The sequence below is a fragment of the Nonlabens sp. SCSIO 43208 genome (genome assembly GCF_050703575.1).
Taxonomy (GTDB): Bacteria; Bacteroidota; Bacteroidia; order Flavobacteriales; family Flavobacteriaceae; genus Nonlabens; species Nonlabens tegetincola.
In genome coordinates this window covers 2,787,680-2,811,499 of the sequence record NZ_CP065365.1, presented here as the reverse complement: position 1 = coordinate 2,811,499, position 23,820 = coordinate 2,787,680, and the positions used below count along the sequence as shown (strand labels likewise).

The 23,820-nt window shown below is 37.2% G+C and carries 23 protein-coding genes and 1 pseudogene; 1 reads left to right on the top strand and 23 read right to left on the bottom strand.

What is annotated here, in order from left to right:
* Window positions 1–5: 5 nt before the first annotated feature.
* Window positions 6–881: pseudogene (locus I5168_RS12985) on the top strand (sterol desaturase family protein).
* Here I5168_RS12985 and I5168_RS12980 read toward each other — a convergent pair.
* From I5168_RS12980 to I5168_RS12870, 23 genes are all read right to left on the bottom strand, one after another.
* Complete coding sequence (locus I5168_RS12980) at window positions 882–1,472, bottom strand: Crp/Fnr family transcriptional regulator (protein ID WP_431472046.1); 591 nt, start codon at window positions 1,470–1,472, stop codon at window positions 882–884.
* Between the two features lie 99 nt (window positions 1,473–1,571).
* On the bottom strand, window positions 1,572–2,252 hold the full coding sequence (locus tag I5168_RS12975) for an aspartate/glutamate racemase family protein (protein ID WP_431472045.1): 681 nt from the start codon (window positions 2,250–2,252) through the stop codon (window positions 1,572–1,574).
* Between the two features lie 3 nt (window positions 2,253–2,255).
* Window positions 2,256–2,855 (bottom strand): methyltransferase domain-containing protein, encoded by a 600-nt coding sequence (locus tag I5168_RS12970; protein ID WP_431472044.1) that lies wholly within the window; start codon window positions 2,853–2,855, stop codon window positions 2,256–2,258.
* Window positions 2,839–3,705 carry a hypothetical protein gene (locus I5168_RS12965; RefSeq protein ID WP_431472043.1) on the bottom strand — a complete coding sequence of 289 codons (867 nt, stop codon included), beginning with the start codon at window positions 3,703–3,705 and terminating at the stop codon, window positions 2,839–2,841. The genes I5168_RS12970 and I5168_RS12965 overlap by 17 nt, the downstream gene beginning before the upstream one ends.
* Window positions 3,706–3,712: 7 nt before the next feature.
* Window positions 3,713–4,015: a thioredoxin gene (gene trxA, locus I5168_RS12960; RefSeq protein ID WP_431472042.1), complete on the bottom strand. Its 303-nt coding sequence runs from the start codon at window positions 4,013–4,015 to the stop codon at window positions 3,713–3,715.
* A 4-nt stretch (window positions 4,016–4,019) separates the two neighbouring features.
* Window positions 4,020–4,550 (bottom strand): hypothetical protein, encoded by a 531-nt coding sequence (locus tag I5168_RS12955; protein WP_105018612.1) that lies wholly within the window; start codon window positions 4,548–4,550, stop codon window positions 4,020–4,022.
* A gap of 1 nt (window position 4,551) precedes the next feature.
* Window positions 4,552–5,274 (bottom strand): DUF2490 domain-containing protein, encoded by a 723-nt coding sequence (locus I5168_RS12950; RefSeq protein WP_181072569.1) that lies wholly within the window; start codon window positions 5,272–5,274, stop codon window positions 4,552–4,554.
* Between the two features lies 1 nt (window position 5,275).
* Entirely contained in the window at window positions 5,276–6,136 is an 861-nt protein-coding gene (locus tag I5168_RS12945; protein ID WP_431472041.1) for a Tll0287-like domain-containing protein, read from the bottom strand.
* Window positions 6,137–6,326: 190 nt separating this feature from the next.
* The gene (locus I5168_RS12940; RefSeq protein WP_105018615.1) at window positions 6,327–6,593 is read right to left on the bottom strand and encodes a heavy-metal-associated domain-containing protein; all 267 of its coding nucleotides are present in this window, start codon (window positions 6,591–6,593) and stop codon (window positions 6,327–6,329) included.
* Window positions 6,594–6,717: 124 nt separating this feature from the next.
* Window positions 6,718–7,011 carry a rhodanese-like domain-containing protein gene (locus tag I5168_RS12935; RefSeq protein ID WP_105018616.1) on the bottom strand — a complete coding sequence of 98 codons (294 nt, stop codon included), beginning with the start codon at window positions 7,009–7,011 and terminating at the stop codon, window positions 6,718–6,720.
* Between the two features lie 20 nt (window positions 7,012–7,031).
* Window positions 7,032–7,394, bottom strand: a complete 363-nt coding sequence (locus I5168_RS12930) for a rhodanese-like domain-containing protein (RefSeq protein ID WP_258150498.1) — start codon at window positions 7,392–7,394, stop codon at window positions 7,032–7,034.
* A gap of 163 nt (window positions 7,395–7,557) precedes the next feature.
* Window positions 7,558–7,875: a rhodanese-like domain-containing protein gene (locus tag I5168_RS12925; protein ID WP_105018617.1), complete on the bottom strand. Its 318-nt coding sequence runs from the start codon at window positions 7,873–7,875 to the stop codon at window positions 7,558–7,560.
* 10 nt (window positions 7,876–7,885) lie between these two features.
* Entirely contained in the window at window positions 7,886–9,295 is a 1,410-nt protein-coding gene (locus I5168_RS12920; RefSeq protein ID WP_105018618.1) for an MBL fold metallo-hydrolase, read from the bottom strand.
* Window positions 9,296–9,436: 141 nt separating this feature from the next.
* Complete coding sequence (locus I5168_RS12915; protein WP_431472040.1) at window positions 9,437–10,849, bottom strand: MBL fold metallo-hydrolase; 1,413 nt, start codon at window positions 10,847–10,849, stop codon at window positions 9,437–9,439.
* Between the two features lie 197 nt (window positions 10,850–11,046).
* Window positions 11,047–11,859, bottom strand: coding sequence for a sulfite exporter TauE/SafE family protein (locus tag I5168_RS12910; RefSeq protein ID WP_105018620.1), 813 nt, complete (start codon window positions 11,857–11,859; stop codon window positions 11,047–11,049).
* A gap of 69 nt (window positions 11,860–11,928) precedes the next feature.
* Entirely contained in the window at window positions 11,929–12,564 is a 636-nt protein-coding gene (locus tag I5168_RS12905; protein ID WP_105018621.1) for a Crp/Fnr family transcriptional regulator, read from the bottom strand.
* 450 nt (window positions 12,565–13,014) lie between these two features.
* A complete protein-coding gene (locus I5168_RS12900) occupies window positions 13,015–14,271 on the bottom strand; it encodes a site-specific integrase (RefSeq protein WP_105018622.1) in 1,257 nt (418 codons plus the stop codon).
* Window positions 14,272–14,592: 321 nt separating this feature from the next.
* On the bottom strand, window positions 14,593–16,560 hold the full coding sequence (locus I5168_RS12895; RefSeq protein ID WP_105018623.1) for a heavy metal translocating P-type ATPase: 1,968 nt from the start codon (window positions 16,558–16,560) through the stop codon (window positions 14,593–14,595).
* Window positions 16,557–16,919 carry a DUF3703 domain-containing protein gene (locus I5168_RS12890; RefSeq protein ID WP_105018940.1) on the bottom strand — a complete coding sequence of 121 codons (363 nt, stop codon included), beginning with the start codon at window positions 16,917–16,919 and terminating at the stop codon, window positions 16,557–16,559. Before I5168_RS12890 ends, I5168_RS12895 begins: the two co-directional genes overlap by 4 nt.
* 53 nt (window positions 16,920–16,972) lie before the next feature.
* Complete coding sequence (locus I5168_RS12885; RefSeq protein WP_105018624.1) at window positions 16,973–17,389, bottom strand: Fur family transcriptional regulator; 417 nt, start codon at window positions 17,387–17,389, stop codon at window positions 16,973–16,975.
* Between the two features lie 2 nt (window positions 17,390–17,391).
* Window positions 17,392–18,024 (bottom strand): cation diffusion facilitator family transporter, encoded by a 633-nt coding sequence (locus tag I5168_RS12880; protein WP_431472039.1) that lies wholly within the window; start codon window positions 18,022–18,024, stop codon window positions 17,392–17,394.
* Between the two features lie 4 nt (window positions 18,025–18,028).
* Window positions 18,029–19,255, bottom strand: coding sequence for an efflux RND transporter periplasmic adaptor subunit (locus tag I5168_RS12875; protein ID WP_105018941.1), 1,227 nt, complete (start codon window positions 19,253–19,255; stop codon window positions 18,029–18,031).
* Window positions 19,256–19,259: 4 nt separating this feature from the next.
* Window positions 19,260–23,705 carry a CusA/CzcA family heavy metal efflux RND transporter gene (locus tag I5168_RS12870; protein WP_431472038.1) on the bottom strand — a complete coding sequence of 1,482 codons (4,446 nt, stop codon included), beginning with the start codon at window positions 23,703–23,705 and terminating at the stop codon, window positions 19,260–19,262.
* Window positions 23,706–23,820 lie beyond the last annotated feature (115 nt).

Below are 23,820 nucleotides of genomic sequence, written 5' to 3'. Positions count from 1 at the left end.
AGGCTATGGAAAAGTATTTAAACGGTTTTATGGATGTCTTTTTAGGCACTGTAGATTGGACTTTAAAATCAATTCTTTTTTGAAGTCCCTTGGTACACCAATTATTTTTATGATCTTATTGCCATATCCCTGCTCGTATGGGTATTAGAAATAATATTCCCGTGGCGTAAAGAGCAGTCCATCTTTAGAAAAGACTTTTGGTTAGACGGGTTTTATATGTTTTTAATTTCTTCATTTTCTCGGTAGCCATAAGTGGTTTTTATAAATTACTTCAATTAGGTTTTACCGATATTGGGATAACTTATAAATCCCTCGCTTTGTTTCACTCATCAGGCTGGCCTATATGGGCGCAGTTAGTCGTATTCTTTGTGGTATTAGACTTTGTGCAATGGTTTACACATACACTTTTACACAAGTACTCTTTCTTTTGGAAATTTCATAAAGTACATCATAGTGTTAAGGAGATGGGATTTGCTGCGCACTTGCGTTACCATTGGATGGAGAACATTTTATACAAGCCCTTAAAGACGTTTGCTGTAATGATACTGTTTGGCTTTGAGACACAGCAGGCTTATATCGTTCACTTTTTAGCTATCGCAATTGGGCACTTTAATCACTCTAATATTAAAATAACTTGGGGACCATTAAAGTACATTGTCAATAATCCTGTAATGCACCTGTATCACCACGCCTATGTTTTGCCTGAGGGAAAATATGGGATGAATTTTGGAATTAGCCTAAGCCTTTGGGATTACGTATTTAAAACCAATTATATTCCTGAAGACAGTGGTACTATTGAACTAGGATTTCCTGGCGATACTAAATTCCCTACCGATTTTGTAGCGCAGAATACCTATGGTTTTAGAAAAGGACAAAAGTGATTAAAGTAGGGTAACACTACCTTGAGCTAGCTTTACAATTCCATCAGTTTCTAATTTTTTTAATAACCGTGATATGACTTCTCGCGAAGAACCTAAATCGTCTGCAATGTGTTGATGGGTTGTTACTATTGTGTGTGTTTTTTTTAGTTGAGCCTCTTTCTTTAAATATTCTAGTAATCTGGTGTCTTTATTTGAGAAGGTCAAGATTTCAATAACATTGAGCAGTTCCTCAAACTTTAGGTTGAAAAGGTCGTAGATAAACTCATTCCATCGCGGGTATTTCTTTGCAATACTAATTGCCTTATCAGCAGGTATTAATACCACTTCTGCAGTTTCTTCTATAATTGCCTTTACTTTGCTGGTTGTATTATGAAGTACTGTGGTCATTGACATTATACAACTTTCACCAGGTTTTATATAATAGAGTAAAACTTCATTGCCATTATCTGGTTCTTCTTTAAAAACTTTAGCGAGACCTGATATCATTAAAGGAATGACTTTTACATAAGCACCTTGCTTAAGAATTATAGTGCCAGCATCGAACGTATGTAAGCTACTTATAAATATAAGTTCTTTTTTGAGCTCTGGCATCGTAGCCAATTTAGGGAAATATGTATTTAGAGCTTCTTCTATCAAGACGATTTAAAATTATTCTGCAATATCTCAATTTTATTTAATGCACTTAATAAGCTAAGAAAGAATAAATTCTACAGCCCTTTGTGCGTGTAAGTCTGTAGTAGCTAACAATGGGACTATAGTTTCATCCTGCTTTATTAATAATGGTAACTCTGTACATCCTAAAATTATTCCTTCTGCACCACTTTTTACGAGTAAGTTTATTTGATTAAGAAAAAATTGCTTTGCTTTATCTGTAAAAATACCTTGTGTAAGTTCTTTAGAAACATAGTTGTGAGTTTGACCTAGACAATGTTCTTCTGGGATTATGGTTTCAATATGGTGCTTAGTTTTTAGAATTTTAGGTATAAAGTCACCTGTCATTGTAGGTTTATTACCAAGTAATCCTAAAGTCTTTAGACCTTGTTTTTTTGCTTCATTTCCGGTGGCATCAGCAATGTGTAGAATTGGAATGTTTATTTTGGGCTGTACATATTCATAGGTCATATGAGGGGTGTTAGCACAAATAACAATAGCTTGTGCACCTGCTTGTTCTAGCTTGCGAGACACATCTAGATACTTTGCGTTTATTTTTTCTATATTTTGCTCACGCATTAATTCGATATTAATACTATGAATAATCAATGGTGGATTGCTTCGAGTGCCAATTTTATTACCTACTAATTCATTAATAAGTTTGTAGTATTCTATGGTAGAATGCCAAGATGTGCCACCTATAAGACCTAAGGTTTTCATAGTCTATTTCTTTTGAAGTTTTATGAATAGTTCTTTTCCTTTTCTTTCAGATTCTGAATTATAACAAGGTTCCATTGTCTTTATAGAGAAGTATGGGCTAAAATAGGCCTTGTATTCACATTTATCTCCTCCAAATGGAGGATGGTCTTTGTAAAGTGGTGCATCAAAAAGTAAACCTACTAGTTTGCCTTCTTTTTTTAATAACTCTGATGCTTTTGTAACATACTGGCCTCTTAGTTTTGGGTCAATAGCACAAAAGAATGTTTGCTCTATAATAAGGTCAAACTTCATCTTTACATCAAAAAAATTCATTTTGATTAATTGAGACGAAGGATAGTCTGGTACCCTTTTTTTAAGGTTAGTTAAAGCCGTCTCAGATACATCAACAACAAAAACGTTTTTAAATCCTTTTTTTACTAAATACTCTGCTTCATAGGAATTTCCGCCACCGGGAATTAAGATTTTAAGTTTCTTATTATCCAACTGTTCAAAATAGTATTCTAAAGGCCTAGAGATTTTACCTAAATCCCAACCAATACTATTGCTTTGATAGCGGTTCTCCCAATAGTTAGAGTCCAAAGCTAGTTCAGGATTTTTTTTCATTTGCTTCAATATTATTGGTTTTAAGAAAGTAGTTGTAGGTAAGCGTTAACAGTAAAACGAATACAGCACCAGCTATACCTACCAAAATACTCTCCATTGTGTCTAAACTAAAAGAAATTCTTATGAATATAGTTGCAAGCACAAATGATGAATACCTAAATATTACATTGTATGCTGTAGAGTAGCGCAAGACTATAAGTACAATTAAAATATCACAAAAAATAAGTATGGTATAAAAGGACTCAAACGACTGCGTATAGGTACCTGTTTGTATAAGATGAATGGTGTCATTAATGCCAATGATAAAGAAGCCTACCAAAAGAACTAAAGCAAGCAGTTTTTTTACTGCTATAAATGATAGTAGCTCTGTTTTACTACTAGTTATTTTAGCGTGTTTTTGCAGGGAGTAGGTAAGGCTCGTCAAACCAAAGATGATAAGTCCACCAGCTCCATAGGCAAACATATTAATTACTGGTTCTGAGTTAAACGCCCAGTCTGAAAGATTATCAATATGACTAAATTCTTTGAAACCAGACCTTAAGAAAATTAAAGAGAGGACTTCATATTGTTTACTGTTGGAACGTGCTACTGATTGCGGAAGTGAAAAAATTAAACTAAACAGCTCAAAAATTAAAAGCAACGTAAATGAAATCTCTATGGCAAAAAATGGATGAGTAAAAAACTCGTTGGCAGGTAATAACCACTCTGCTTTTATTGCACCATAATAACATATACCTAAAACAAAACTTGCAACAAGGATATTACTCACCCAGCGTTCAGTAAAGGAAGATGTCCAGACAGTTTTTACGCTATCATAAAGTTTAACTGCTATTTTAAGTATCGGTTTCAATAATAGACTAATTCTGGTGTCTTATAATTTTTTCAATGAGCTCGGTCTTTTGCATTAAACCCGACTCTTTCCATTTAATAACTCCCTTTTGAAACAAAATTAAAGTAGGAACTCCGCGCACATTATACTCTGAAGCGAGTGCTTGATTTTTATCTACATCAATTTTCAAAATGGTAATTCTGTCTCCTAATGATTCCTTAACCTCTTTTAAAATGGGTGACATTATCTTACAAGGACCGCACCATTCTGCGAAAAAATCTACCAATACAGGTTTGTCTTCTTTTATTATGTCTATGAATTTTTTGGGCATATTACTATAGTTTTAATCCAATTCCCAAACCAATGTTCCAAGTGTTATAACCGTCAAACCTTTGGTCTAAAAATAAGTTAGGTAATAAATAAAAAGAATCTGTTATATCTTTTTCGTATTCAATCCCGACACGCATCAAGTAAAACGATTCATCTTTCTCTAGTTCTACACCTGGTCCTAACGTCACGACAAAACCGCCACCAAACTGGTAAAGTGCATCTAAAGTGAGCACCAATGGATTTACTCTTTCAATTTCTTCACCATTAGAAGTTCGGATGATAAAGGTTTCTATTTCAATATCATTATGAAGTCCGATTCCCCACGAATGATTAAACCAGTACTCAAAATCTAAACCCCAAGAAGGTACAAAAACATTATCCATACCTTCACTGTTAACAAGTGTATGGCCAATAACTCCGGCAATTCTAAATCCACTCGCTCCAGCTTGCCTATGTAAGTGTTCTTTATGTTCCTGGGCATTTGCTTGAGCGACCATTGCTATGAGTAGAACTATTGTAATTTTTAAGGTATTCATTTTAAATTGTATAAATGATTTTGGTTTCCCAAATTCGATTATTGGAATTAGTGTTACTTCTAACGAAATAGATATCGTGGTATCCAGAACGTATTTTTATATGGTTGTTTATTCGATAGCTAAGGCTTATGTTCATCCTATTTTGGTCTATGGCTTCGGGTCTAAAACTGTCTTCAAAATCTAGATGCAGTTCATCGTATAGCACTAAATTTAATTTCCTATTAGAGGCAAAGGTTTTCAGCGGAATAGTAACTTGAAACTTATACCTCAATCGATTTCTATAATTGGTTCCATCGATGATATATTTTTCTGGGGCTAATTCAATAATATTTTGCTTGAATCGCTCTTCAAAACGCAATCTATGTTGAAGCGAAAATTTTGAAAATGGGTGCTTTATGGTAAGCTGTTGAAATATATTATGCTCCTTAAAATCTATAGGCGCTCTAAAATCTGAAAAGCTATTGTTGTCTATATAGCTATACCCAAAGGCTAGGTCTAGTTCTTCACTTACCTTATAATGCACAAAGGGTCTGATAATGAATTGCTCCCATTTTTTTAAAAAATCGGTTCGCCGATTATTAAACTCAGAATTTATAGACCATTTATCGCTTATTTTTATACCAATATCTACCGTATTCCAGCTGCTATAATATTTTTCTACCTCCTGTGCATTCGTTTTATAAAATGGCGATACTATCAATAGCGCAAAGAGTACTTGTTTCATTTTATTGATTATAAGTAATACTCCACATACCTCGCACTTCGTTGACATCATATCCTATGGCTTTGTCTTCAGGGTAAAGGCTAGTAATAGTCTTAAATACCTCTGGCTGAATAGTTTTTCTAGGTGTGCCGTGACACTGCAAACACATTGAGTTTGTTAGTATTGGCGCATAGAAAGTAACCTTCCCATTTTCTACTTCTGTTATTGGCTTATATTCTTCGTTGTTTGCAATAGCTTTTTTATATTGAGCGATGATGCTCAGTTCTTTGGTACTTGCCTGATTATTTGGGTTGCGTGGCTTATCCGAAACACGTTTGATGTTGGCGTTCTGTGCGACTGCCATACTATCGGTTATAGGATAAGCTCGTTTATTGCAGAAGGTAACAGCTTCTTTGGTTCCTTTTTTCTGAATAGTACCCATAAGGTTCTTACCTAGTTCTTTTTTGGTGTTTAAAGCATATTGTAACCCACGTTCTACTGGTGTGTTCGCTTTCGCGGAAGCGGAACTTGCACTTGCTTTGCCGTCGTTGCGGTATTTCATTTTGCCCTTACTTTCTTCTTCAATATGTTCTTTAAACCATTCTGGCTCTTCTATTTTAAAGTCATAAATATATTCTGATATCAGTTTGATTTCTTCTTCTGAAAACGGTTGATAAGGCATAACACCGAATCGTTTTACAGCTCCTCTCATTTTGGCTTTGTCTTTTGAAGGTTCCCTCACAAAGTTCCACATAGCAGTCACAAACTCTTCTTTTGTAGTATCATCACCAATGTAATGGGATTTAATGGCCACCATAGGCGGTGCTATTCTACTGTCGTGGTCGGTAGATGGATTATGGCAAACGTAGCATTTGCTTTCCATTAATTTCTTCCCAGGATGATTACTCGCCGAGTATGCTATCGAAGGCTCTTTGATTTCTACTTGCTTTGAGTAGTCTGAATTTTTATTCTGATTACAGCTAACTAATAGTGTTATAGCAAGTATTGGGATTGATTTGATGAAATTCTTCATTTAGGAAATTATTTATCAAGAGGTTGATTTTACAGTAGTTTTATTTCATTTTACCTGTTGCGCAACTCACAAACGATTTCGCTTTGGACAAAACTCCATTTGAGTCATCGATTGTAGGGTAGCCCAGCGTTTTTAATTTCCTTTTTACTTCTAGTGCGTCTTCAGAATTTGTTGCTGAAAAGGCGATAGTGGAATTTTCAATATCAACAGTGATATCTGTTATATTACTTATCTCGGATAGTTTTGAAGTGATGGTCTTTGCACAACTGCCACACTTTAAATTTTGAACTATTATTGATGTTTTCATATTGTTTCAATTTATAGTAGCAATTTATCTCGAAAGTCAAAAGTGTGCAGTAACATAGGTTACATACGAGCAAAAAAAATGGAGACAATTTTTGTCTCCATTTTTTTTCATTAGGGTAATAAGTTCAGAAATTTGCAATTCCTCCATTAAGATTAATGGTCTCCACAAAGCCAGCATCCTCCATATTCTGGCACGCTATTGCTCCACTTTTACCACTCTTACTATAAACATAGTAGTGCTTTTGCTTGTCTAGATTTTCAATGGTACGTTTAAACGATTTTGTATTGTGAAGCGGTATGCTCAAAGCGCCAAAGCGTGTTGTTCCTTCAGGCTCATTTTCAGATTTTACATAAAGTACTTCAGGGTTTGCATCCTGCTCTAAAAAACTATGCCATATAGAACCACTTGCAATCGTCATTGTTTATAATTTTAAGTTTATTACCAGTTAAGATATCCACCCTTTAAATCGTAAATTTCCTTAAAACCTAAGCTGTCTAATTTTCTAGCTGCTTTTTGGCTTCTATTTCCAGAGCGACAATACAGATAAACTGCCTTGTCTTTCTCTAACTTGCTAAACTCGTTTATAAATTCTTTTTGATTAAAAAAGTCAATATTTTTTGCTTTCGCAATATGGCCTGCTTTATATTCTTTGGGCGTTCTCACATCTACAAGCTGTACTTTTTTGGCATTTATGGCAGCTTTAAAAGATGCTTTATCAAGAATAGTAATGGAATTGCTTTGTTGTTGGCCTGAGCCAAATAAGAAAGAAAGTAAAGACATAATGATTAGTAAAAATTTCATTTAATTTTTCTATCAAAATTAGTTTACAACAACTGGATTGTAAGTAACTTGTGTTACACACAGAGAAAAGGCTAATGAAAAAAGCAGCCTTTTAAGACTGCTTTTTTATCTACTAACCAACCAATAAAACCATAGCAATGATGCTATGGTCCTCAAGATTCTTTTATGCAGGAATAACTGTTTTTCCTGTCCAAGCGAGCATCCCTCCAGAAAGGTTGTAGGTGTTTTTAATACCCAATCCATTTAAAAGTTGACAGGCTTGCCCACTTCTATTTCCACTTCTGCAGTAGACGTAATAATTCTTGTCTTTATCTAATTTTTCAATTTCTGATTTGAACTTAGGGGCATCTAGAAAATCAATCATTATTGCATTTTCAATAATACCTTCAGCACATTCTTTAGGTGTACGTGCATCAATAATTACAGCATTACTATCATTTGCAACTAGCTCTAACCATTCGGTTTGATTTATATTTCTCATCTATTGTTTATTAAAGTGTTGAGGGGCAAACATAATCAGTCGCAGGTACTCCTGCTTCTTTTATGGCTTTAAAACCACCCTTTACGTCAATTAAATTATGGATGCCGCGACTTTTTAAAATGGAAGAAGCAATCATACTTCTGTAACCTCCAGCGCAGTGTACAAAGAAAGGTTTGTCCTCAGGAAATTCTGCTAGATGATTGTTCAAGAAATCCAGCGGTGTGTTGTTTGCATCAATCACGTGCTCTGACAAATACTCACTTTCTTTACGTACATCAAATACAGGTAGTTTTTCTTCTTCAAGGTCATTCTTGAATTGTGTAGCTGTAACAGAACTTACTACGTCATATTCTTTAGCTGCCTTTTTCCAAGCTTCAAACCCGCCTTTTAAGTAGCCCAATGTATTGTCAAAACCTACACGAGATAGTCTTGTCACAGCTTCTTCTTCGCGACCTTCGTCAGTAACTAAAAGTATAGGTTGTTTTACATCAGCAATTAGTGCACCAACCCAAGGTGCAAAACTACCATCCAAACCTATAAATATTGACCTAGGAATGTGTCCGTTTGCAAAGTCATCTTGATGTCGTACGTCTAAAACGACTGCTCCCGTTTCGTTAGCTGCTACTTCGAAAGCATTAGGCGAAAGGGCTTGAGTTCCTCTACTCAATACTTCCTCGATATCATCGTATCCTTCTTTGTTCAACTTTACATTTGCTGGAAAATACTGTGGTGGTGGTAGTAACCCGTCTATAACTTCTGCGATGAACTCTTCTTTTGTCATATCTGCACGTAAGGCATAGTTCATTTGCTTTTGGTTACCCAAACTATCTACGGTTTCTTTCATCATATTCTTACCACAAGCAGAACCTGCTCCGTGCGCAGGATATACAATAACATCGTCAGCAAGTGGCATTATTTTTTCGCGTAAGCTATCGTAGAGAAAACCTGCTAAATCTTTTTCTGTTAACACACCCATTTTCTGTGCTAAATCTGGTCTACCAACATCTCCTAAGAAAAGCGTGTCTCCACTAAAAATGGCGTGGTCTTTTCCGTTTTCGTCTCTAAGAAGATATGTGGTACTTTCCATTGTGTGACCAGGCGTATGTAAAGCAATAATAGTTACATTACCCAGTTTAAACTCCTGACCATCCTCTGCTATTATTGCATCAAATGAAGGATTAGCATTAGGCCCGTAAATGATAGGTGCGCCTGTTTCTTTTGCTAGGGTTACGTGACCACTAACAAAATCGGCGTGGAAATGAGTTTCAAAAATGTATTTAATTTTTGCATCGTCGAGTTTGGCTCTATTCAAATAGGGTTTTACCTCTCTCAAGGGGTCGATAATGGCAACATCACCATTACTTTCGATGTAATAGGCGCCTTGAGCAAGGCAACCCGTATAGATTTGTTCAACGTTCATCTCTTTTATTTTAAATTTTATAGTGTAAAACTATATAGATTGTGAAGTATGTACAGTAACCTAAGTTACATAATAGTAAAATTAACAGAAACTCCTATTATTTCTGTGATAATAGGAGTTTTGAAGGTGCCAATTCATTGATTACAATAAGGTCGTTGGGCAAACATATTCTGATTTAGGAACTGTGGTTTCAGAAATTTCTTTAAAACCGCCTATTACATCTACAAAATCATCCCAACCTCGTTGCTTAAGAATGGAAGCGGCAATCATACTTCTATAGCCTCCTGCACAATGAAGAATAAAAGGTTTGTCTTTAGGGAATTGTGCTAAATGCTGATTGATTTCGTTTAAGGGTACGTTTGTAGCATCTATGACGTGTTCTGATTGAAACTCACTGTTTTTGCGTACATCAATTACCATAGGTTTGTCTTTCTTGTATTCACTTTCAAATTGCGATGGCGTTATACGATTTACAGTTTCAATATCCTTTCCACTGTTTTGCCAAGATGCAAATCCATCTTTTAAGTATCCTACAGTGTAATCATAACCCACTCGGGATAGCCTAGTAATTGCCTCTTCTTCTTTACCTACTTCGGTAATTAAAAGAATTTGTTGTTTTACATCTGGAATCATCTCACCAACCCATTGCGCAAAATTACCGTCAAGCCCAATGTTAACACTATTGGGAATAAATCCTTTAGCAAAATCATCAGCATCGCGAGTATCGAGCATTAGTGCTCCTGTTTCGTTTGCAATTACTTCAAATTCATCTGGGCTCAAGGCTTTTGTGGCTCTATCCATAATAGTATCTAGACTTTCGTAACCTTTGATATTCATCAATACATTTTGTGGAAAGTATCCTGGAGGTGCCGTAAGTCCAGTTAAGAGCGCTTTGATAAACTCTTCTTTGGACATATCTTGAAGCGCATAATTATATTTTTTTTGATTTCCTAGGGTGTCGGTCGTTTCCTTACTCATCATTTTACCACAAGCGGAACCTGCACCGTGGTTAGGATATACGATTAAATCATCACTTAAAGGCATTATCTTATTTCTAAGGGAATCGTAAAGATGACCTGCAAGTTTTTCTTCTGTAAGGTCAGAAACTACGTGTTGCGCTAAATCAGGGCGTCCAACATCTCCAATAAATAAGGTGTCTCCTGTAATGATTCCATGTTCCTTACCGTTTTCATCAATAAGAAGGTAGGTGGTACTTTCCATTGTATGACCTGGTGTATGGATTACTTTTACTTTGTATTCACCTACTTCAAATACTTGTCCATCCTCAGCAGTTGTAGCTTCATAGGCTGGTTTGGCCCCTGGGCCAAAAACAATCTCAGCACCTGCTTTTTTACGTAAGTCTAAATGCCCACTCACAAAGTCTGCGTGAAAATGAGTTTCAAACACATACTTTATTGCTGCATTGTCAATTTGTGCACGATCAATGTACGGTTGAACTTCTCTTAAAGGGTCAAATACGGCAGCTACACCGTTGCTTTCAATATAGTACGCTGCGTGAGCTATACATCCGGTATAAATTTGTTCTACTTTCATACTGATTAGATTTTATGATTAAACAAGTTAAAAGTAGACTCTAATTAATTTTTTATCAGTTACTTAAGTTACACAAGAGAACTTTAATAATAAACGATGACTTTTGTCATAAAAGTGGTTTTTTTATCAAGAAATTTGTAAAATAAAAACGACCCCTGAAAAGAGGTCGCTTTAAGTTATCAAAGTACACTAAAATATCATTGCTCAATAAAGAATTCCATATAAAAAATAAAAATTGCCATAACGAATATAAAGTAGCCAAACCCTTTCTTTAATTTTGAGCCATCTATGAAATTACTCAGATAGCTTCCGATAAAAATTCCTACAAAAGATAATCCAGTAAAAATTGATAAAAACATCCAATCAATTTCCATAGTTAATGCATCTCCAAAGAAAAACCCTAAAAGAGATTTAAATGCAATTATAATCAAGGACGTACCGACTGCTACTTTCATTTTGACTTTTGCTAATATTACAAGAGCCGGTATTATTAGGAAACCGCCACCTGCTCCTATGAGTCCTGTTATACCGCCAACAATCAGACCTTCTGCTAATATTAAAGGGTAATTGTATTTAACCTTTTGGCTTTCTTGTTGCTTTTTATCCTCTCGTTTTTTTAACATTGAGAAGGCGGCTGGAATCATTAGAATGGCAAACAGTCCAAACATGGCCATCCTTCGGGTAAAGTCAAAATCATCAATACTAAATAATACATCAGGCAAAGCAGGAACCACATATTTCCTTACGAGTGTAACACCTGCAATTGCTGGTAGTCCAAATACTACAGCTGTCCTCCAATCTACATAACCCTTTAAATGTTGTTTCAAACCTCCTACTAAAGCGCTAGCACCTACAATAAAGAGGGAATATGCTGTTGCTACTTTTTCATTAACTGAGAATAAGTAAGCGAGTACTGGTACAGCAAGTATGGACCCACCACCACCTATTAAACCTAAAGAAATGCCTATAATTAATGCACTAACGTATCCAAGTAATTCTAATAATTCCATATGTATTTAAGTAATTTGGGACGAAAGTATGCAGACATCAATTAATTAGGAGTAACATAGGTTACATAGCTAGTCTAAATTTATTATTTCGATGTAATTTCTGTGAAGTTCGATGCTACCTAGGTTTTCTAATTTTTTAAGAAGTCTCGAAATCACTACTCTTGAACTATGCAATTCATAAGCAATTTCCTGATGTGTACTATGTATTATGTTGTCTTTATTTATACGAGCTTTTTCCTTAAGGTAATTTAGAAGTCGTTCGTCCATATTGTCAAAAGCAATACTGTCCATAGTAAGAAGCATTTCATTTAATCTATTATGGTAGCTTTCAAAAACAAAATTTCTCCAAGATCTATATTTGGAAGTCCAAACCTCCATTTTTTGAATAGGAATCATAATAAGTTTGGTATCTGTTTCTGCAATAGCTCTAATCTCACTTTTGGTTTGTCCCATACAACACGTCATTGTCATAGAACAAGTTTCTCCTTTTTCGAGATAATACAACAAAAGCTCATCACCATTCTTATCTTCTCTCAATACTTTAATTGCTCCAGAGACAAGTAAGGGCATCCCTTTTACGTAAGAGCCAATTTCCATTAATTTGAAACCTGCTGGAACTACCTTATAGGTGCCCACTTGTAATATTTCATTAATTAAGGCACTTTCAAAAAGATGCCCATAGCTATTTTTAAGTTCTTGAATCATTTTGTAAATAAAATTTATTGTCTAAAATTAGTTTTCATTTAAGGAAAAAATGTGCCCAAATAGATTTTGAAACGGCTCCTATGTAAGGCATTAATAGAAATAAACCTAAAACAATATAACTAAATATGGCAAGTGGGTGTTTTGCCAAACCTGAGAAAAAAGTCAAGACGAAAATGGCTACCCCTATAGCTACCCCTACAGCATATGACACATACATTGAACCAGTATAGAAAGCAGGTTCTATGTGATAGTTTAAATCAAATTTAGGACATCTTGGTTTTACCTTATTCAATCCTGATGAAAGTTGATATGGATGCGATTCTAAAAATTTACCCTTCTTACAGCGTGGGCATTTCAAGAATAACATACTGTATAACTTTGTTCTTTTAAACATTTTAGAAATTTTTTGATAAAATTAAATGAACTACTAACTGTTTTCAGTAACATAGGTTACATAGATTTGTGTTTTTCTCTTGTGCTTTTGTTTTGTTGCAATCTATCTCGTAGGACTTTCATGTCTGCACTTACTTTATTCTCTAGCACTCTTGCATAAATCTGAGTGGTGGCAATCTTTGTATGTCCTAAAAGCTTTGAAACGGTTTCTATGGGCACACCATTGGAAAGAGTTATTGTTGTGGCAAAAGTGTGACGTGCCATATGGAAAGTAAGATTCTTTTTGATGCCTACGTGGTTGGCTACCTCTTTGAGGTAGACATTCAATTTCTCGTTTGTGATGATCGGTAATAGTGATGAGGTTATAGCTGTCATAGGATGGTCGCTGTACTTTTCAATGAGTTCTTCAACCTTGCCCAGTAATGGAACTTGTACAGCACTCTTGGTCTTTTGACGTTTAGTAACTATCCAATTACCACCATCGATTCCCTTCATCACATTATCTGCAGTAAGCGCCATAATATCCACATAGCTGATACCAGTATAACAACTGAATACAAACAAATCTCTTACACGGTCCAGACGGTCACTATTGAAGTCGTGGTTCTCGAGATTCTCAAGCTCAGTTTCTGAAAGAAACTCACGATTTGATTTCTCATACTTCGGTTTCCATCTCGCAAATGGGTCGCGCTCCAACCATTCTAAATGATAAGCGAGTGTTACCATTTTGCGTAGGCGCTGAATATGCTTCATAATGGTATTTTGACTTAATGCTCTTGGGTGGCCGACTGGCCAGACATTCGCCAGATAGTTTTCAAAATCCACCAAGAATTTATAGTCCAGCTGCTTAAGGTAGATGTCCGTTGTTTTCTTCTCTTTCTTCAGAAATTTGTTAAGGTAATTTTCTGTTACACCGAAATTCCGAATGGAACCAACCGCAAGTGTATTTTCAATTTTCTTACTGTGGTATTCGATGAGGTCAAGCAATGATTTTGATTTTTCATCGTCACCTATGAATTTGGCTTTGATGATTTTGGCGGTGACGAGCTCTTCTTTGTAAGTTAGGTCTTGGTAAATTTGAAAGAGTTTTGTGTACGTCTGGTCAAGATAAAAGTTAAGCTGTTTGGCTTTGGCATCAGTTCCTTTTGAACGCTTCTTAGTAACATCCCACTTGTTTACGTTAATGCTATGTTTTAGACTGATGTTTGCCCGCTTTTGATTTACAGTTACACGAGCGTATAGATTGGCAACGCCATCTTTGGCGCGCGAAGTGTTAATCCAAAATAGGATTGCAAAGGTGTTTTGTGACTTCATAGTTGTCGTCTTTAAAAGGTTAAACTTTATGCGACGAATGTCAAATCAACTATGGTTCAGAGTTTTATGCCTGCGGTCAACACTGTTGACTGCCATATTCTTTGTTGACCGAATTGTTGACGTTTCAATTGAAATCGTATCAAATTCTATGATGGTCTAAAAACTACAAAACCTTGCAAATCATAAGATTTACAAGGTTTTAGTACTCTTTCAAGTTTTGTTTAGTGAACTCAACGGGACAGAGTTCGAACTTTTTGAAGGAAGATATTAGCTTAATTCTCTCAAAATCAATGATTATGAATAATGCTTCCTCGCAAAGATTTAATCCCACTTCATCTTCTGTAATCTAACAGCATTTAAAATAGCAAGCAAGGCAACACCAACATCTGCAAAAACAGCTTCCCACATTGTGGCAAGACCACCAGCTCCCAAAATGAGGACTATGATTTTAACTCCAAAGGCTAAAACAATATTTTGCCAAACAATACTTCTGGTAGAACGACCTATTTTTATGGAACGTGCAATCTTTGAAGGTTGGTCATTTTGAATGATAACATCTGCAGTTTCTATAGCAACGTCACTTCCTAGACCACCCATTGCCATACCAACATCACTTGCTGCCAAAACTGGTGCATCGTTGATACCATCTCCTATAAAAGCGACTTTTGTATCCGGTTGTGCTTTAAGCTTTTCTACTTCGTTAAGCTTATCTTCTGGCAACAAACCACCTTTTGCCCAATCAATGCCTAATTCTTTAGCAACCTGTTGGGTAATTGAATCCTTATCGCCAGAGAGCATTATAATTTTTGAAATTCCAGATTCCCTGATCTGTTTAATCGCTTGATGGGCATCTTCCTTCAGTTCATCGGCAATGGTAACATAGCCAGCAAATTTGCCATCGATACCCACCATCACGATGGACTCAATAATGCTATCGGTTTCAGCAGGAACATCTATGCTATTTGAAGTCATCAATGCTTTATTTCCTACCAAAACGGTTTTCCCATTTACACTTCCTTTTAATCCCTTACCAGCAATTTCAGATACTGCTGTAGCTTCATAGCCGGCACCTTCTGCCTTGTATTCCAGAATTGCTTTTGCAATAGGATGTGTGGATTGTTCTTCCATCGCCATCAGGTACTGCATAAATTCAGCTTCCGCAAAAGTGGATTTATTTACCACTTCCTTAATCTTAAAAACACCTTTGGTCACCGTTCCCGTCTTATCCATTACCACGGTATTCACCTTAGTCATTGCATCCAAAAATGATGCGCCTTTAAACAGGATTCCGTTGCGAGATGCAGCACCCAATCCACCAAAATATCCTAGCGGAATGGATATTACCAAAGCACAAGGACAAGAGATAACTAGAAAGATTAAAGCTCGATATAGCCAGTCTCTGAACACATAATCATCTACAACGAAATACGGTAAAAAGGTCAGACCTATGGCTAAGAAAACTACAATAGGCGTGTAAACACGAGCAAATTTTCTAATAAACAACTCGGTTTTAGATTTACGAGCGGTGGCATTCTGCACCATATCTAGAATACGTGCGATAGAGCTGTCCTTGAACTCCTTAGTAGTTTCTACCTCAATAACTCCATCAAGATTGATGCTTCCTGCAAATACAGATGCTCCTTTCTGGACGGTATCCGGTTTACTTTCTCCGGTAAGAGCAGCGGTATTGAAAGAACCTTTATCTGAAAGTAATATTCCATCAAGAGGCACTTTTTCTCCTACGCGTACTTGAATTTTTTCGCCTATCTCAACCGTCTCAGGATTAACCGAAATGAAGTCGCCATTTCGATATACTAACGCCTCATTAGGTCGCACATCTAATAAAGCCTTGATATTTCCTTTTGCTCGGTTAACCGCTGCTTGTTGAAATAATTCGCCCACGGCATAAAACAACATTACAGCTACACCTTCTGGGTATTCTCCTATGGCAAATGCGCCCAAAGTTGCAATGGACATTAAAAAGAACTCCGTAAAGAAATCTCCATTCTTAATACTGTTCCAACCTTCTTTTATTACAGGGAAGCCAACAGGGATATAAGCTACGGTGTACCATACGATTCTTACCCATCCTTTAAAGAAGGGAAAAGTGTCAAAATAATCAACTGCAATACCTATTATAAGCATTACAAAACTGAAAATCGCCGGTAGATAAGTTTTCAAATTAGACACTTCGTCTGGACTACTGTGATTGTGTCCATCATCGTGACTGTGCTCGCCCTTATGTTCTTTAGGGTCTATGTCCCGTAAATTTATTTTTTTCTTTTTCATTGACTATTGAATAAGTTAATTATGTCATTTGGTATAGGCATACGTTTTAATGGTGGCACATTTGAACCTCCTGTATTTCCTAGTGGAACGTGATTAATAAACGACTTCCAACCACCAACAACTAATCTGATTATTTGACCAAATACTTCTTTAGTATTCTTTTGCATAAACCCAAATTTCAACATTAACCAATGTGAATAGGTATGCTCAATTGGATACGATTGACCTATAATATGACTCCTTTCTAAATGATACCAAGCAATTGCAAATTGTTCCATTTTCAAATTATTGCGGTACAACTCTAATTCTTTACTATATGCCTGTCTTAGATGTCTTGGTATTTTAATATTGAACCTCATATCCATTGATTTTGAATAAAAGTAGTTTAATAACTAGTGCAACAGAAGTGCATTTATTGACCACTACATTTATCACATATTCCTTTTACGACCAGATTCACATTTTCTGAAACAAACCCATCAGGCACTTTTATTTGAGGGATTTTATGTTCCGTAAGACACACCGTTTCATTGCAATTATTACAATGAAAATGCAAGTGTAAATCTTGGTCAATCTCACAGTTACAGCCACTTTCGCATAGCGCATATTTTGAAATGCCAGTACCATCATCTATTTGATGAACAATTTTCTTTTCTTCAAAGGTTTTGAGTGTACGATATAATGTGGTGCGTTCCGCTTTCGCGAAAGCGGACTCAATATCCGTTAGTGCTACCGCAACTTCCTTTTCAGCCAAATATTTATAAATCAAAATGCGCATCGCTGTAGGACGCACTTGATGATTCTCTAATGTTTTTTCTATTTCGGTCATTGTTATTTCAGATTGTTTTTGATTTTTTTTGCCTTCGATAAAGCTTCCCATCCTTCTTTTGCTGCGTATGGAACAATCAGCAGCGCAGCAACTGGGTCTGCCCACCACCAGCCTAACCAATTCACAAGTAGTAATCCTAATAAAACTACTACCGTTTGATAAAGGCAAATAAATGTATCCTTTGCATCAGCTTTTAGAGCTGGACTGTCCAATTTGTTACCATATTTCCTTTTATAATAAATCAAAATGGGATTTACGATTAAGGATATTACTAATATCACAACCCCAATAGTTGACCAAGAAGCCGTTTCTTGACTTATTAATTTAGATATGGAATCATAGGATATAAAGGCACAGATAAGCGCAAAGGATATAGCAATGACATAAAGCGTTATCATTTTTCGCTTTTCTACACGTTTCTCATCTATTCCTTTGATTTCGCCGTGTAACCGCCAGCCCAATGTTCCAGCACTTATTACCTCTATGGTACTGTCAAGTCCCCAGCCAATTAAGGCAGAGCTGTTTGCGGTAAATCCTGCAATAAGTGACACGACCACTTCAATGATGTCATAGATGACGTTCCATATTTGAAGTGTGCGTGCTTCTTTTAAATTTTGTTGTCTTGTAGCTTCCATAAATTTAGTGTTCGTGTTCTGTTTCTCCTTTTTTCATTTCTGCCATTAGGTAGTAGGCGTTATTAAATGCAAAAGGTGTGTTTAGACTTGGGGTTTCAAAAAAACGTATCGCTATCCAGTCACCATCTTTTTCGCCAGTTTTAACCTCTATTGGTGTAAAACTCCACGCTTCACCTTCCCTTTGCGCTGTAAATACATACGTCTTTCCTGCTTCTGTAACTACGGCACTTTCTGGTAGTGCTATAGTCTGCTGGTTGTCAACTTCAATTTTACCTTTAATGTACATTCCAGGTATAAGACCGCCTTCTTTGTTCTCAATTTCAGCGTGAACGTGCACTGCTTTGGGATCTTGTTCAAAGGTCTGGCTGACCGAATAAATTTCGGCTTGCAGTTCTTTTCCTGGACGCGATTGAATACTGAAGCGCACTTTTTGTCCTTTTATTACTTTATCTACATCTTTTTCAAAAACCATTAAATCTGCGTGCACGTGGTCTGTATCTACTATTTCCATCAGATTGGTCTGTGGCTCTACATACTGCCCAGTTTTTATAAATACCTTTTCTACAACACCTGCAATGGGACTGCGTAATGCCACACGCTGGTAAATCGTACCATCGCGCACGCCACTTGCATTGATGTTGTACTGTTGCAATTGCGCTTCAAGGCCTTTTACCATTGCCGTAGATGCCTGATAGTCTGCGGTGGCTTTTTGATAATTCATACCAGATGCAACGCCAGCTTCATAAAGTCTTTTTTGACGTTCATATTCTTGTTTTAAAAAAAGACTGTTGCTGTAGGCATTTAGGTAATCACTCTGTATCTGAATAATACTGGGATGTGAGAGGTATGCAACCGCCTGGTTTTTTTTAACCTCGTCGCCTTCAATTACTTCTATTGAAGCCACATTTGCTCCCGCGAGCGTGGTAATATTAGCTTCGTTTTGCGGTGGTACTTCCAGCGTTCCGTTTGCTTCTACATAACCGCTCATATTGCGCTGTGCAAGAGTGTCAATTTCCATTTGTAAGGCTACAAACTGTTCTTGCGTAAGCATTACTTCTCGAGCCTCGCCTTCGGTATGGTTTTCTCCATCAGTTTCACCTTCAGAATGGTTTTTTTCTGTTTCAGAATGGGTGGCTTCATCGTGGCCATCTTCAGTTTTTGAGTCGCCACAACTGGTCAATAATAATGCTAGTAGCATTGTTGTAACAGGTATATATTTTATCGTTTTCATCTTTTTAGTTTTGGAAATATTGTAGTTCAAACAAGGCTATTAAATAATTATCGAGTGCGTCCAGCGCATCCATTTCAGTCTGGATGGCATCCCTGATTATTTGTGTGAATGCCGCATAGTCCAGCGCTCCTTCTTTATATGCCAGCAACGCGCCCTTTCGCTGGTCTATGGCAAGCGGCAGCGCTTCAGTTTTATAGAAAAACCAAGTGTCCCGCCATCGCACATAATTTTGCATCGCTTGTGTATATTCAGATTGTAACTCACGCTGTTTATAGGCTGCATTGGTTTCTGCAATCTGTGCATCCAGTTTTGCAGCTTTTGCACGGCTGCGGTCTGGGCCAGAAAACAGCGGAACGGTAATGCCCGCTTGATAGGTGTAGAAACCGCTATCGCCATTTACTCGTTGCAGACCACCTTGCAGATTAAACTGGGGCAGTAAATTTGCCCTTGCTGCGTCATAGCTTGCTTGTGCTTCGTCTATACGCTTTCGCGAAAGCGATAACTCAGGATGATCATTCAATGTATTATTAGACTCTAAAATTGAAATTTCACTAGCTCCCAATTCATCAGAAACGCCGTACATCGCATCTGGTGTCAACCAAAGGTTGAGCTTTTGCAAGGCGATGAAATAGTCTGTTTCTGCCTGCTGAAACTTATTGTTAATTTGTAGTGCTTGATTGCGCGCAGCAGCATATTCCAGTCTTGAAATGGCTTCCACTTCATAATTGAGTTCTACAGATTGTGCAAACTGATCATAAATGCTGTCCAGTTCTCGGTACAAAACAAACTTCTTCTTTGCCTGAAAAGCTTCTGACCAGGCCTTTTTGACTTCCCGTTCTATCTGGATTTCCGAAAGGTCAAGAGCTGTTTCGGCTAACTGGATGCGTTGTTGTTGCAAACGTTTTTTAGCACCTATTCCCAGTAGATCAATATTTTGTTGACCGATACCTATCAAGGTATAAATACCCTGACCATCTGCCACTTCTTCGCCACCCGTAAAGACCTGTGTACTACCATAGTCGTAGGCATTGCCTGTGAGTGCATTCTGTCTTTCGATTTCGAGCTGGCTTGCTTTGAGTACAGGATAATTTTCTTTGGCAATTTCTACAGCTCGTGATAATGTGATGGGCGTGATGCTGTCCTTAGCAATGAGATCTTGCACAGGTGCTTGTGATTGTTGCGCTCTCCCTTCGACTGCTCTCTGGGCAGATGCCGAAGCGGTACCACCTAACATAAAACCAAGTATCAAAATTGTAGTCAACGCTTGCGGATTAAACGAACCAATCTTATTCTGCTCTTTGCGCTCGCGTCTCTTTTCTATAAACGTATAGAGCACGGGAAGAACGACCAACGTGAGTAGCGTAGCTGTAAGCATTCCACCGATGACCACTGTAGCTAGTGGTTGCTGCACCTCTGCACCGGCAGATGTGGAAAACGCCATAGGTAAAAAGCCAAAGATATCTGTAGTAGCCGTGAGCATAATGGGACGAATACGTTCTTTAGTCCCTTTAAATATTCTATCCTTTATACTTATCACACCTTCTTCTTTTAAGGAATTAAATCGGTTTATAAGTACCAGTCCGTTAAGAACTGCAACACCAAATAGCACAATAAAGCCGACACCTGCCGAAATACTAAATGGCATATCCCGCAACCATAGGGCAAACACACCACCGATGGCCGCCAAGGGAATCGCTATGTAAATCATTAGCGATTGTGAAAAGGATTTTAAGGCAAAGTACAGCAGTATAAATATTAAAAACAGGGCGATGGGCACAACGATTATCAAACGATCCTTTGCGCTTTGTAGATTTTCAAACTCGCCACCATAGGTAATATAATAGCCTGATGGCAAGTCCAGTTCTTCATCTAATTTTTGCTGAATATCTTTTACTACAGACTCCACATCCCTGCCTCTTGCATTTACACCTACGTAGGTTCTTCTATACGTATTGTCACGTGAAATTTGCATAGGTCCAGGGACGTATTCAATTTCGGCTATTTCGATAATGGGTATCTGATTGCCATCCTTAAGATCGATATACATATTGCGTAGGTCATCGATACTTTTTCTATGGCTTTCATCAAATCGTACCACGAGATCAAATCGTTTCTCGCCTTCAAAAATTACTCCTGCGGTTCCCCCAGCGAATGCGGTACTTATGTAATCATTTACTTTTTGAATATCCAGTCCATATTGCGCCATTTTATCACGCTTATATTTTACGGTCATCTGTGGTAATCCTGCAGTTCGTTCTGCACTCACATCACCAGCGCCAGGAACGGTCTGTATAATCGCTGCCATTTCCTGAACCTTTTGTGATAACACCTCTAAATCTTCGCCATACAGCTTTACCGCAATATCTTCTCTTACACCTTCTAACAGCTCGTTAAATCGTAACTCTACTGGTTGTGTAAAGACTAAATTCACACCTACGAGTTCTTCATCTAATTTGTCTCTAATGGCATCTATCAAACCTTCTTTAGTAGTAGCTGTTGTCCACTGGTCCATATCCTTGTTTAGGATGATGTACATATCTGCAATATCCATAGGCATAGGATCGGTAGGAATATCTGCAACACCTATACGAGCTGTGACTGTTTTAATTTCAGGGAAATTTTCTAATAGGATAGTTTCTATTTTCTTGGAAACTTCAATAGATTCGGATAATGAACTTCCTGGTCTAATGAGTGCTTGCATTGCTAGATCTCCTTCATCAAGCTGGGGCACAAATTCTCCACCCATATTAGAAAAGATAAAACCAGCAATAAGAAGTAATACGGCAGCAGCTGATAAAACAATAAGTTTTAGTTTAAGGGCTCCCTTTAATAATGGCATATATGCACTATGAATAGCACCTATAATTTTATCACTTATTTTTTCGAGCCAGCGCTCAAACCTGCCGAACCAGTTTTTGGTATTTTGTACTGGTTTCATAAAAAGCGCTGCCATCATAGGCACATACGTGAGACACAAGATGATGGCACCTATCATTGCAAAGCCAAAGGTGTATGCCATAGGTTTAAACATTTTACCTTCTACACCAGTTAGAAAAAGTATAGGCGTAAAAACGATGAGGATAATTATCTGTCCAAAAAAAGCGGAACCCATCATCGTGCTTCCTGCATCATAAGCTACTTTATCCATCACTCCTTGATTGAATTTTAGCTTGCCAGACCTAATTCGTTTTTGGATCTCATAAACCGTTCCTTCTATAATAATTACCGCACCATCTATGATAATCCCAAAATCAATAGCTCCCAAGCTCATTAAGTTTGCCCATACATTAAACTGCTTCATCAGGATAAAGGCAAAAAGTAAGGACAAGGGTATGGTCGTGGCTGTTATGATTCCACCTCTTAAACTACCCAGCAATAACACAAGGGCAAAAATCACTATAAGAGCACCTTCCAGTAAATTAGTTTTAACCGTATCTGTAGTTCTGGCAATAAGCTCACTACGATCAATTATAGGGGCGATCGTTAAACCTTCTGGCAGGGATTTTTCAATTTCTGCCATACGATCCTTTACATTTTGAATAACTGCATTAGGATTAGAACCCTTGAGCATCATAATCATACCGCCCACGGCTTCCTTACCGTCTTGGGTAAATGCACCATAACGTACCTGACTCCCAAAATGGACACGCGTTGCTACATCTCCAATTGTTATGGGAATGTTGCCTTCGTTGATAATCGAGATATTCTTGATGTCTTCCAAAGAGCGAATAAGACCTTCGCCTCTTATGAAGTTTGACATTTTATTTTTCTCAATATAGGCACCACCTGTATTGACATTGTTCATAGCAAGAGCATCATACACTTGTGAAATGCTGATGCCCATACTATTTAACTTTTCTGGATCGACGGCAACTTCGTACTGCTTAATGCTACCACCATATGAGTTAACTTCTACCACACCTTCCAGTAAAGTAAGTTGTCGTTTGATAACCCAGTCCTGTACGGTACGCAGTTCCATAGGCGAATATCTGTTTTCAAATCCTTTCCCTGGCTGAATGGTGTATTCATAAATTTGACCTAATCCTGTGGAAATAGGTCCCATCGAAGGACTTCCAAATTTTTCAGGTATAGATTCTCCAAGTTCGTTGAGTTTTTCCCCTACCAGTTGTCTAGGAAGATAAGTCCCCATATCGTCCTCAAAAACGATGGTTACTACAGAGAGTCCGAAACGTGAGATAGATCTTATTTCGGTAACGCCCGGTAAATTACCCATAGATAATTCTACAGGATAGGTCACGAACTGTTCAATATCTTCCGTTCCCAGATTGGGCGATTGCGTGATGACTTGCACTTGATTATTGGTAATATCTGGCACAGACCCAAGATTTACCGTTGCCATTGACCAGATACCGACACCCACAAGAGTCAAGGTAAACAAGCCAATAATAAATTTGTTATTGATTGAAAAATCAATGATTTTGTTAATCATAGATTAGAAAATTAATTCAGTTAATAAATGACTTTACGCTTTCGCAAAAGCAAAAACATAGTTGAGTATTCCTGTTAGGAAAACTTCAAAAAGGATATAGTTATCCTATTAAAAC